The sequence below is a fragment of the Streptomyces panaciradicis genome, assembly GCF_023516615.1.
Classification (GTDB): Bacteria; Actinomycetota; Actinomycetes; order Streptomycetales; family Streptomycetaceae; genus Streptomyces; species Streptomyces panaciradicis.
On record NZ_JAMGBF010000163.1, the window covers coordinates 1 to 10,600 of the forward strand.

At 72.4% G+C, this 10,600-nt stretch carries 6 protein-coding genes; 3 read left to right on the plus strand and 3 right to left on the minus strand.

Annotated elements, in window-relative coordinates; genetic code table 11:
- The coding region (qcrB, locus tag M8J74_RS37410) for a cytochrome bc1 complex cytochrome b subunit (RefSeq protein WP_249840699.1) at nt 1–1,035 on the plus strand (1,035 nt) is incomplete at its 5' end.
- 6 nt (nt 1,036–1,041) lie between these two features.
- On the opposite strand, the gene M8J74_RS37415 is transcribed toward qcrB, so the two are convergent.
- Complete coding sequence (locus tag M8J74_RS37415; protein WP_249840700.1) at nt 1,042–3,285, minus strand: glycoside hydrolase family 9 protein; 2,244 nt, start codon at nt 3,283–3,285, stop codon at nt 1,042–1,044.
- Between the two features lie 157 nt (nt 3,286–3,442).
- Nucleotides 3,443–6,541 carry a glycoside hydrolase family 2 TIM barrel-domain containing protein gene (locus tag M8J74_RS37420; RefSeq protein ID WP_249840701.1) on the minus strand — a complete coding sequence of 1,033 codons (3,099 nt, stop codon included), beginning with the start codon at nt 6,539–6,541 and terminating at the stop codon, nt 3,443–3,445.
- Between the two features lie 256 nt (nt 6,542–6,797).
- Between M8J74_RS37420 and M8J74_RS37425 the strand changes: the two genes are divergently transcribed.
- On the plus strand, nt 6,798–9,170 hold the full coding sequence (locus tag M8J74_RS37425) for a SpoIIE family protein phosphatase (protein WP_249840702.1): 2,373 nt from the start codon (nt 6,798–6,800) through the stop codon (nt 9,168–9,170).
- 28 nt (nt 9,171–9,198) lie between these two features.
- Here M8J74_RS37425 and M8J74_RS37430 read toward each other — a convergent pair whose 3' ends face one another.
- Complete coding sequence (locus tag M8J74_RS37430; RefSeq protein WP_249840703.1) at nt 9,199–9,768, minus strand: RNA polymerase sigma factor; 570 nt, start codon at nt 9,766–9,768, stop codon at nt 9,199–9,201.
- Nucleotides 9,769–9,787: 19 nt separating this feature from the next.
- Here M8J74_RS37430 and M8J74_RS37435 point away from each other — a divergent pair.
- Nucleotides 9,788–10,600, plus strand: an 813-nt coding sequence (locus M8J74_RS37435; RefSeq protein WP_249840704.1) for a serine/threonine-protein kinase, incomplete at its 3' end; no start/stop codon positions are given.

Sequence of the window (10,600 nt, forward strand, 5' to 3'; positions counted from 1 at the left end):
CTGCTGCTGTTCCTCGGCCTGTTCGAGGGCCTGTTCGGCTACTCGCTGCCGGACGACCTGCTGTCGGGCACGGGCCTGCGGTTCGTCAACGGCGCGCTGCTGTCGGTGCCGGTCGTCGGGACGTACCTGTCGATGTTCCTGTTCGGCGGCGAGTTCCCGGGCCACGACATCGTGGCGCGCTTCTACTCGCTGCACATCCTGCTGATCCCGGGCATCATGGCGGCGCTGGTGGTGGCCCACCTGATCCTGGTCGTGTACCACAAGCACACCCAGTTCGCGGGTCCGGGACGGACCGAACGCAACGTGATCGGCACGCCGTTCATGCCGGTGTACCTGGCGAAGGCGGGCGGCTTCTTCTTCCTCGTCTTCGGCGCGCTGTCGCTGGTCGCGGCAGTGGCGACGATCAACCCGGTGTGGGTCTACGGCCCCTTCCGCCCCGACCAGGTCTCCACGGGCGCCCAGCCGGACTGGTACCTGGGCTTCGCGGAGGGCCTGGTCCGGGTGATGCCGGGCTGGGAGGTCACGCTGGGGGGGCACACCCTGGTCCTCGGGGTGCTGATACCCGTCGTGGTGTTCCCGCTGCTGCTGGTCTTCATCGGCGTCTACCCGTTCCTGGAGGCCCGGGTCACCGGCGACCGCGGCGAGCACCATCTGCTGGACCGCCCGCGCAACCGCCCGGTCCGCACCGCGATCGGCGCGGCCTGGATCAGCCTCTATCTGGTCCTTCTCGCGGGCGGCGGCAACGACATCGTGGCCACCCGGCTCCACCTGTCCATCAACACGGTCACCTGGACGGTGCGGGTCGCCGTCTTCGTGCTCCCGGCGGTCGTCTTCGTCGTCACCCGCCGCGTCTGCATCGGTCTTCAACTCCGCGACGCGGAGCTGGTGTTGCACGGCCGGGAGACCGGCGTGATCAAGCGGCTGCCGCACGGGGAGTACGTCGAGGTGCACCAGCCGCTCGACCAGGCCGAACTGCACACCCTCACCGCCCACCGGCGGCCGAGGGAGCTCGTGGAGCACGAGCCAGGGCCCTGAGGGACCTCAGCCCTGGTCCGCCACGAAGGAGGACATCCGGGCCAGGGCCGCGTTCCAGTTGATGGCCGTCTCGTTCGTCGACCAGGACTGGATGTCGTCGATGTAGCAGAACTGACCGACACAGCCCTGGAGCTTGCTCTGCGCGTAGGGGTCCTGGATGGAGGAGTTGGCGCCGCCGGCCAGGGTCCCGCTCGGCGGGTTCGGGAGGTTGGGATCGAGTTCGTGCGCGTACCAACGGCTGTGCTGGTTGTGGGAGTTGACCTCGCCGTAGCCGGTGACGTACGAGATGTTCAGGGCGTTGCGGCCGAGGATGTAGTCCATGGTCTCGACCGCGCCGTCGCGGTACTTCGACGCCCCGGTGATGTCGTAGGCGGTGGCCAGGACGACTCCGTTGTTGAGGACCTGGTGGCTGGAGCCCCAGTCGTAGAGGTTGTCGACGGGGGCGTACGGCATTCCGTACGGCTGGGCGGCGAGCGTGGCCAGGTAACGGTCGGCGCCCTCGACCACGGACCGGCGGATCTTGTCACGGCCGGGCAGCTTGCTCGGCACCGTCGCCAGGTCCAGGCGTCCGGCGGCCGCCGTCCGGCCCCAGTCGAAGCCGTTGGGGCCGAAGATGTCGGCCGTGTTCTGGGGCGAGTTCAGCACGTAGTCGGCGAACTGCTTCTCCCCGGTGGTGAGATACAGCTCCGCCGCCGCCCAGTAGAACTCGTCGGTGGCGTTGGTGTCGTCGTAGGCGCCGCCTCCGGTGGCGTCGCTCGCCGAGGCGTACATGGCCGGGTGGGCGAGCGCGGCGGACCAGGCCTTGCGGGCGGCGGTCAGGGCCTTCGCCGCGAACGCGCGGTCGTAGGGCCGGTACAGGCGGGCGGCCTGCGCCGCGGTCGCGGCCAGGTTCAGCGTCGCCTGGGTGGACGGCGGGTGCAGTTCCCGCTTCTGCGGGTCGTCGCCGGGCAGCAGGGGCAGACCCGTCCACTGCGCGTCGTGGACCTTGTGGTGGGCCATGCCGGCCAGCGGCTGTCCGTCCGGGACCTGCATCTTCAGCAGGAAGTCCAGCTCCCAGCGGGCCTCGTCGAGGATGTCGGGCACCTTGTTGCCGCTCTCGGGGATGGCCAGGGTGCCGTCGCCCAGTCGCGCCGCCTGACCGGTGCGGGCCAGGCGTTCGCGCTCGTAGGTGCTCAGCAGCTCCCAGGTGGCGATGCCGCCGTTGACGACGTACTTGCCGTGGTCGCCCGCGTCGTACCAGCCGCCGGTGACGTCGAGCGTGTAGTCGCAGACGCCGGGCTGGCAGGGGACGTTCGCGTCGCCCTGGTTGGGCGCCACGTTCAGGTGCCCGGCGGCCCTGCCGTAGCCCGGCCGCAGCTCGTCGCGGATCGCGATGCCGCTGCGCTGGGTGTAGTAGTACTTCACCGCGTCCAGCCGCAGCCGCTCGTACGCGCTGCGGCCGATGTCGAAGGGCCGGCTGGTCTCGCCGTCCGCGACCAGCGTGAAGCCCTTGCCGGCCTTGCGGAAGCCGCCGAAGTCGATGGAGTGGACGTTCTGCCCGGAGGAGACGTCGGTGCCGCGCGGCACGGTCCAGCCGTGGGCGACCGTCGCGCCGCCCGCGTTCTTCAGCTGCCAGGGAAGCTTCGTCGTGGCGTCGGTGACCAGGGTGGCGTTCTTGGGGCCGGAGGGCAGGTAGGCGACCTGGTTGACGCGCACCCGTGGCCCGGTGTCGGGGTGGTACACCTCAGGCGGGACCCCGCCGAGCAGCGAGGCGTCGTCCATGCACAGCCGCCAGGCGTCCGCGCTGCCGCCGGCCTGGAGGGCGACCTGCGCCTGGGTGGTGTCGACGGGCGAGGTGAAGGTGTACGCGTAGGTGTCACCGGAGACGCTGAGCTGCGGGCTCACCTCGAAGTAGGTGTCGTAGGGCGACACCTGAAGGCCCACGATCGCCCGCACCACGTGCCCCGCGGGCGAACCGGACGCCTTGAAGCTGAACCTGTACGTCTCCCCCTTCACGAGGGTGACGTCGTTCTGGCCGACGGCCGCGTCCCAGCGGTTGGTGGTGCCGCCGGGCACGTCCGCGCAGAGCTGCCCGCCGGACAGTCCCGCGGTGACGTTGGGCGTCGTCCACCAGGGATCGGCGGTGGTGTCGAAGGTGCCGTTCTTGAGCTGCTCGACCTCGTCGGCGGCGGCCGGCCCGGCGGGCAGGCCGGTCAGCGCCGCGCCCAGCAGGGCGGTCAGGGCCAGCAGGACGGTTCTGCGTCGTTTCACGTCTGGGCTCCTCGGGCGGAGGTGCGGGTAACGCTCCCATCACCCCAGCGATGGGAGCGCTCCCAGATGCGGACGCCGCTCATGCTTGTTGGCGCCATGACACCGCGTCAACGGTCCGGACGGCACTGGTTTGCCGTCCGGACCGTCGACCGGCGTGTCAACCGGCCGGCACCTCCAGCTTGCTGATGCGTACCGCGCCGGTGGTCTCACCGGGGTGGCGGCTGGTCAGGGTGAGCCGCAGCCGGGAGCCGGTCACCGCGTCGAAGGTGAGGACGCTCGGCGCGTCCGAGGCGGTCGCCCACTCCACGGACGCCCCCTCGACCGGCACGAACGCCTCCCCGTCCCACACGGCCGCCTCGACGGACGCCGGCAGGCCGTGCGTCGCGTCCACGGTGAAGGAGACCTCCACCCGGCTCATGCTCCGGCGCCGCCCGAAGTCCACCGACACCCAGTCCCGCGGCCGGGCTCCGCCGAACGCGGGCAGCAGGGCGGTGGCCGACTTGGCGAAGGCGTTGGACCAGCCGGTGGCCGCGTCACCGTCGAGCATCGCGGCGGGCAGGGTGTCCGGGCGTCCGGAGTAACTGGCTTCCGCGAGCGGGTAGTTCGGGGCGGGCGGCTGCTCGGGGGCGAACTTCGGCGGAGGCGTCGTCGCGGCCGAGCGGGCCGGGGTGGTGCGCACCGTGGCCGTATCGGCACGCAGGCCCTGTGCCCGCGCGGTCACCTTCAGGCGGCCGGACCGGGTGCCGGAGCGCACGATCGCGAGCGCCTTGCCGTGGAAGGCGGTCCGGGTGGTGGCCTGATAGCGCTCGGCGCTCTCCTGGCGGCCGTTGTCGAGTCCGGCGAGGGAGCCGCCGTCGACGTCGAAGGTGATCAGGTCCTCGGCATCGGGCACGACCACCCCGCGCGCGTCGACGATCTCGGCGGTCACGAACACGAGCGACCGCCCGTCCGCGGCGACGGACGCCCGGTCGGCGGTGAGCCGCACGGCGTGCGCCCTGCCCGCGGTGCGCAGCACGTCGGTCGCGACCGCCTTGCCGTCCCGTCTGGCCACCGCCTTCAACTCGCCCGGGGCGAAGGGGACTTTCCAGGTCAGGTGGAGTTTGCCGGCGCTGCCGTTCGGACTGGTGTAGCTGCCGGGGTAGGGGCCGCCGGTGACGGTCTTGTCGTCGCCGGTCGCCTCGGTGGTCTCCAGGTAGGCGCGGCCGTCGACGGTCTTCTTGGAGTCGAACGAACGGGTGCCGAGGGACGTGCCGTTGAGGAACAGCTCGACGCTCGCGACGTTGGAGTACGCCCACACCTCGACGGTGTCGCCCTCCTCGTGGTTCCAGCTCATGGGCAGCAGGTGCACCATCGGCTCGGCCGTCCACTGGCTGCGGAAGAGGTGGTACATGTCCTTGGGGAAACCGGCGGTGTCCACCGCGCCGAAGAAGGACGCCTTCACCGGGAAGACGTTGTACGGGGTCGGCTCCCCGATGTAGTCGATGCCGGACCACAGGAACTGCCCGGCGAACCACTTGCGGTCCCGGTCCTTCTTGTGGCCGTACTCGCCGCTCATGGTCCAGGAGGCGAGGTTGTTGTCGTAGGAGGAGGTCGCGCGTCCGCCCGGGGTGTGGTTCTCGCCGGTGTTGAGGTGCTCGGGCTCCTGGTACGTCGAGCGGGTCGAGGTCTCCGACGACGACTCGGACTCGAAGAGGAACAGGTGCGGGTAGGCCGCGTGCAGGGCGTCGACCGACCGGGCGGTGTTGTAGTTGAGGCCGAGGCCGTCGAGCTTGGCCAGCATCAGGTCGGCGGCGGAGCCCTTGGCGGGCGGGGTGCGGTACTTGTCGGAGCCGATGACCAGGGGCCGGGTGTCGTCGGCGGCCTTGATCGCGCCGATGATCCGGTCGGCCATGGCGAGTCCGGCGGTCGAGGTCGAGTCGGGGATCTCGTTGCCGATGGACCACAGCACCACCGCGGGCGAGTTGCGGGCGGCGAGGACCATCTCCGTGGCGTCCTTCTCGCACCACTCGTCGAAGAAGCGGCCGTAGTCGTACGTGGTCTTGCCGGTCCTCCAGCAGTCGAAGGCCTCGACCATCATCACGATGCCCAGTTCCTCGCAGACCTGGATCATCTGAGGCGAGGGCGGGTTGTGCGAGGTGCGGAAGGCGTTGACGCCCATCGACTTCATGAGGGTCATCTGCCGGCGGACCGCGTCGAGGCTGACGGCCGCGCCGAGGGCGCCCTGGTCGTGGTGGAGGTCGACGCCCTTGATCTTGGCGGGGGTGCCGTTGAGGGAGAAGCCCTCGTCGGGGTCGAAGCGGTAGCCGCGGATGCCGAACGTGGTGCGGCAGGTGTCGACGGGCTTCCCGCCGACGCGCAGTTCGGTCACCAGGGTGTAGCGGTGCTCCGGGGTGGCGAAGTCCCACAACAGGGGCTTCGGCACGGTCAGTTCGTGGATGTCGGCGGCCTTGTCGGTGACCGTGACCGTGGTCGCCGCGCGGGCCACGGTACGGCCGCGGGGGTCCTTCACGGCCGACCTGATCTCCACCGCGCTCGCGGCCCCCGACTCGTTCACCACCGCGGTCCTTACCCTGACCACGGCTCGCTCGGCCGTGATGTCCGGCGTGGTGACGTACGTGCCCCAGCGCTCCACGTGCACCGGATCGGTGATCACCAGGCGCGCCTCGCGGTAGATGCCGCTGCCCGAGTACCAGCGGCTGCTGGGGAGCCGGTTCTGGACCCTGACGGCGATCACGTTCGTGGACGTGCCGTCGGTGTGCACGAGATCGGTGAGATCGAGGGCGAAGCCGGTGTAGCCGTAGGGATGGCGGCCGACCTGCGTGCCGTTGCAGTAGACGGAGGAGTCCATGTAGACGCCGTCGAACTCCACCGAGATCCGCTTGCCGGCGAGTGCGGGCGGCAGGGTGAAGGCCAGGCGGTACCAGCCGAGGCCGCCGGGGAAGAAGCCGGTGCCGCTGGTGGTGCCGTGCTCGGTGGTGGGGGTCTGCTCGATGCTCCAGTCGTGCGGCACGGCGACCTCGCGCCACTCCGAGTCGTCGTAGGCGGGGTCGGGGGCGTTCGCGTAGGCACCGGTCGGATCGCTGATCCCGCCCGGGTCGACCAGCGCGAAGCGCCAGCCGTCACGCAGGGCGACCGTCAGCCGGCCGGACGCGCCCCCGGCGGCCTCGGCGGCCCGGGCCGCCGGGGTGGCGAGGAGCACTCCGGCCGCCGGCGCGGCGGTGGAGGCGAGCAGAACCGATCTGCGAGTGACCGTCATCGCGGCTTCTCCCTCATCAGGGCCCAGAAGTACTCACAACTGATCGCGAACAAACAGATTCTGACGGTGGGCCACTCGGCGGCGTCAAGGGTGCGGCAAGCGCGTTCCGTCTCAGGAGGGCGCAGTGGCCGGATTTGCCCCTTGACCCGCCCGCCGCGCGGGCGACGGGGTTCGCCGTCCGCGCCGGGCGCCGACGGACTAGTCTGGAACCGAAGTGACCCAGCGGTTCACTGTGAGTGTTCGCGATGGAGTGGCGATGGGCCCGGAGTATCCGTTCGACGATGCCGCGACGGCTCGGGCCGTCCTCGACGACTCCGGCACGCTCGTCGAGTGGAACACGGGCGCCGAGCTGCTGCTGGGCTGGCCCGCCGCCGAGGTCGTCGGGCGTCCCGCCCGGCGGCTGCTGGCCGCGTCGGACGCCATCGCGCCCCTGGGGCCCCGCTGGGACGGCACCGTCACATTGCGCCACCGCGACGGCCACGAGGTCTCCGCGTGGCTGCTCGCCCATCACCGGCCCGCACGGCTCGGCAGCCCCGGCCGCTGGCTGGTGGTCAGCCCCCTGGACGGCGGCGGCCCGCCCTCCGAGGACGACCCGCTGGCCACCGCGGCGCTCACCCAGTCGCCCTGCGCCGTCGCCGTCTACGACGACCGGCTGCGGCTGCGCCACGTCAACGACGCCATGGCCGACGTGATCGGGCTGCCCGAGCACCTCATCCAGGGCATGCGGCTGCCCGAGATCGGCGGCAAGCCCGAGAGCGAGGAGCTGGAGCAGCACATGCTCCAGGTGCTCACCAGCGGCCGGGCGCTGGACGTGCAGACATGGATGCGCACCGGCGGCGAGGACCGCGCGCACGCCTGGCTCGCCCGGCTGGCCCCGATCACGGACGCCGAGGGACGGGTGCGGGGGGTGTGCCTGGCCGCGCACGACTTCACCGACAACTACCTCGCCCGGGAGCGGCTGCAACTGGTCAACGAGGCGAGCGTGCGCATCGGCTCCACCCTCGACGTCACCCGCACGGCGCAGGAGCTGGCCGACGTCCTCGTCCCGGCGCTGGCCGACCTGGTCAGCATCGACCTGCTCGACCCGACGGAGCACGGCGAGCCCGCGCCCCGGCTGAGCGCGCCGATCGGCCTGCGCCGCGCCGCGCACGCCTCGGTGAACCCCGGCACCCCGGAGGCCGTCCTCAAACCCGGGCAGATCGAGCACTACCCCGCGGGCTCGCCCCAGGCCGACTCCCTGATGGCGGGCCGCACGATCGTCGCCTCGGTCGCCGCCGGCGACATCGACCAGTGGCTGAGCTGGCACAAGGCGCGCGCCGACCGCGTCAGGGAGTACGGCATCCACTGCACGATGTCGGTGCCCGTCCAGGCCCGTGGACTGACCCTCGGCGTCGCGGTCCTGACCCGGTTCCGGCGTCCCGACCCGTTCACCGCGGACGACGTGCTGCTGGCGGAGGAGATCACCGCGCGGGCCGGCGTGTGCGTCGACAACGCCCGCCGCTTCTCCCGCGAGCGGGAGACCGCCCTCGCCCTGCAGCGCAGTCTGCTGCCCCGCTCGCTGCCGCGCACGGCCGCCGTGGACGCCGCCTCGCGCTACCTGCCGGCGGCGCGCGCCGGGGTGGGCGGCGACTGGTTCGACGTGATCCCGCTGTCCGGGATGCGGGTGGCCATGGTCGTCGGCGACGTCGTCGGGCACGGCATCCAGGCCTCGGCCACCATGGGCCGCCTGCGCACCGCCGTCCGCACCCTCGCCGACATCGACCTCGCCCCGGACGAGCTGCTGACGCACCTGGACGACCTGGTGGTGCGGCTGTCCGACGAGGCCGGAGGCGACGGCAGCCCCGGCGAGGTCGGCGCCACCTGTCTGTACGCGGTCTACGACCCGGTCTCGCGGCGCTGCACGCTCGCCCGTGCCGGCCATCCGCCGCCGGTGGTGGTCCGGCCCGGGGGCGTGCCCGAGCAGGTCGAGCTGCCTGCCGGGCCGCCGCTGGGCCTGGGCGGGCTGCCGTTCGAGTGCGCCGAGCTGGAGCTGCGCGAGGGCAGCGTGCTGTCGTTCTACACGGACGGTCTGATCGAGACCCGCGAGCGGGACGTGGACGCCGCCCACCGGCTGCTGTGCGACGCCCTGGCGACGTACTCCGACTCGCTGGACGAGACCTGCGACCGGATCCTGCACGCCCTGCTCCCGCCGGGCGGCGCCCAGGACGACGTGGCGCTGCTGCTGGCACGCACCCGCGGCCTGCCCGCCACCCAGGTCGCGACCTGGCACATCCCCGCCGACCCGGCGCTGGTCGGCCCGATCCGCAAGCAGGTCGTCGAGCAGCTGGACACCTGGAGCATGCAGGAGGCCGCGTTCACCGCCGAGCTGGTGGTGAGCGAGCTGGTCACCAACGCGATCCGGTACGGCGCCCATCCCATCCGGCTCCGGCTCATCCACGACGCGGCCACGCTGATCTGCGAGGTGTCCGACACCAGCCACACCGCCCCGCACCTGCGCCGCGCCAAGACGTGGGACGAGGGCGGCCGCGGGCTGCTGCTGGTCGCGCAGCTCACCCAGCGCTGGGGCAGCCGGCACACGGCGGAGGGCAAGACGATCTGGGCGGAGATCGGGCTGCTCGACGCGGACTGACGGCGCCGGGGGCCCGGTGGCCGCCCGCTCAGGACAGGTCCGCCAGCCAGGGCCTGACCTGCCGGCGGGCCTCGTGCAGACGCGACTTGAACGTGCCCAGCGGAATCCCGGCCCGCTCGGCGGCCTCGGCGTACTCCAGCTCGCAGATGTCGCGGTAGACCAACGGCTCGACCAGCTGCGGGTGTTCGCGCTCGAGCCGCTCCAGCGCCTCCAGCAGGTCGACACGGGAGCCGGCGATGACGCTGGTGGTGCGCGGGTCGGCCCGCGGCACCTCGTCCGCCGGGGCGGGCACCTCGGCGGACCGCCGTCTGAGTTCGCGGTACTTCTGCCGGCAGCAGTTGGCCACGACGGTGTACAGCCAGGTGCCGAAGCGGCTGCGCCCCTCGAACGTGCCGATCTTCCGGGCGAGTTGCAGCAGCACGTCCTGGGCCGCCTCCTCCGCGTCCTCCCGGCAGGGCAGGAAGCGGCCGCAGCGCCGCAGGACCTCGGGCCGGACCGTGCGCAGCAGTTCCTCCAGCGCCGCGCGGTCCCCGGCCGCCGCGTGCCGGGCGAGGTCCTCGACGGGCGCGACCAGGTGCTCTGCTCGGGATCGGTCCACGGCCAGGCATGATAGTCGTATGCACTCCGTCGAGCGGATCGGGCGCTACCGGCTCGAAAGGCGCCTTGGCGCGGGCGCGTTCGGCACCGTCTGGCTCGCGCACGACGACGAGCTGCGGGCGCCGGTGGCGGTGAAGGTCCTCGCCGACAACTGGTCCCACCGCCTGGACGTCCGCGAGCGCTTCCTGGCGGAGGCGCGGATGCTGCGGCAGGCCGGCTCCCAGCGGGTGGTGCAGGTCCACGACATCGGTGAACTCCCGGACGGGCGGCCCTACTTCGTCATGGAGTACGCCGACGGCGGCACCCTCGCCGACCTGGTCGCCGACGGTCCGCCGCCGGTGCCCGAGGCGCTGCGGCTGACGGCGTCGGCCGCCCGCGGCGCGGCCGCGCTGCACGAGGCGGGGATCGTGCACCGGGACATCAAGCCGAGCAACGTGTTGCTGTGCTCCTCCCCCGGCGGCGGGTCGCGGGTGCTGCTGGCCGACCTGGGGCTGGCCAAGAGCCTGGCCCAGGCGTCCGGCCTCACCCAGGCCGCGGGATCGGCGGGCTACCGGCCGCCGGAGCAGGCGAGCGCGGGCAGCGGCATCGACGCGCGGGCCGACGTGTACAGCCTGGGTGCGCTCGGCTACCACCTGGTCACCGGGGAGGTGCCGGGCGAGCCGGGCGGGATCGTACGGCCCGACCGGCTGCGTCCGGGTCTGGACCCGGCGGTGCGGCGGGCGCTGCTGCGGGCGCTGGAGCCGGACAGAAAACGGCGCTGGCCGGGCGCGCGGGCCTTCGCCGAGGAGCTGGAGCGCCTCGCCGCGCCCGGCCGCCGGCCCCGGCCCCGCCGC

What these genes read in the sequence shown, in the direction of transcription:
- M8J74_RS37420 (WP_249840701.1), bottom strand. Translation starts at nt 6,541, where the DNA reads ATGACGGTCACTCGCAGATCGGTTCTGCTCGCCTCCACCGCCGCGCCG.
- M8J74_RS37425 (WP_249840702.1), top strand. Translation starts at nt 6,798, where the DNA reads ATGGGCCCGGAGTATCCGTTCGACGATGCCGCGACGGCTCGGGCCGTC.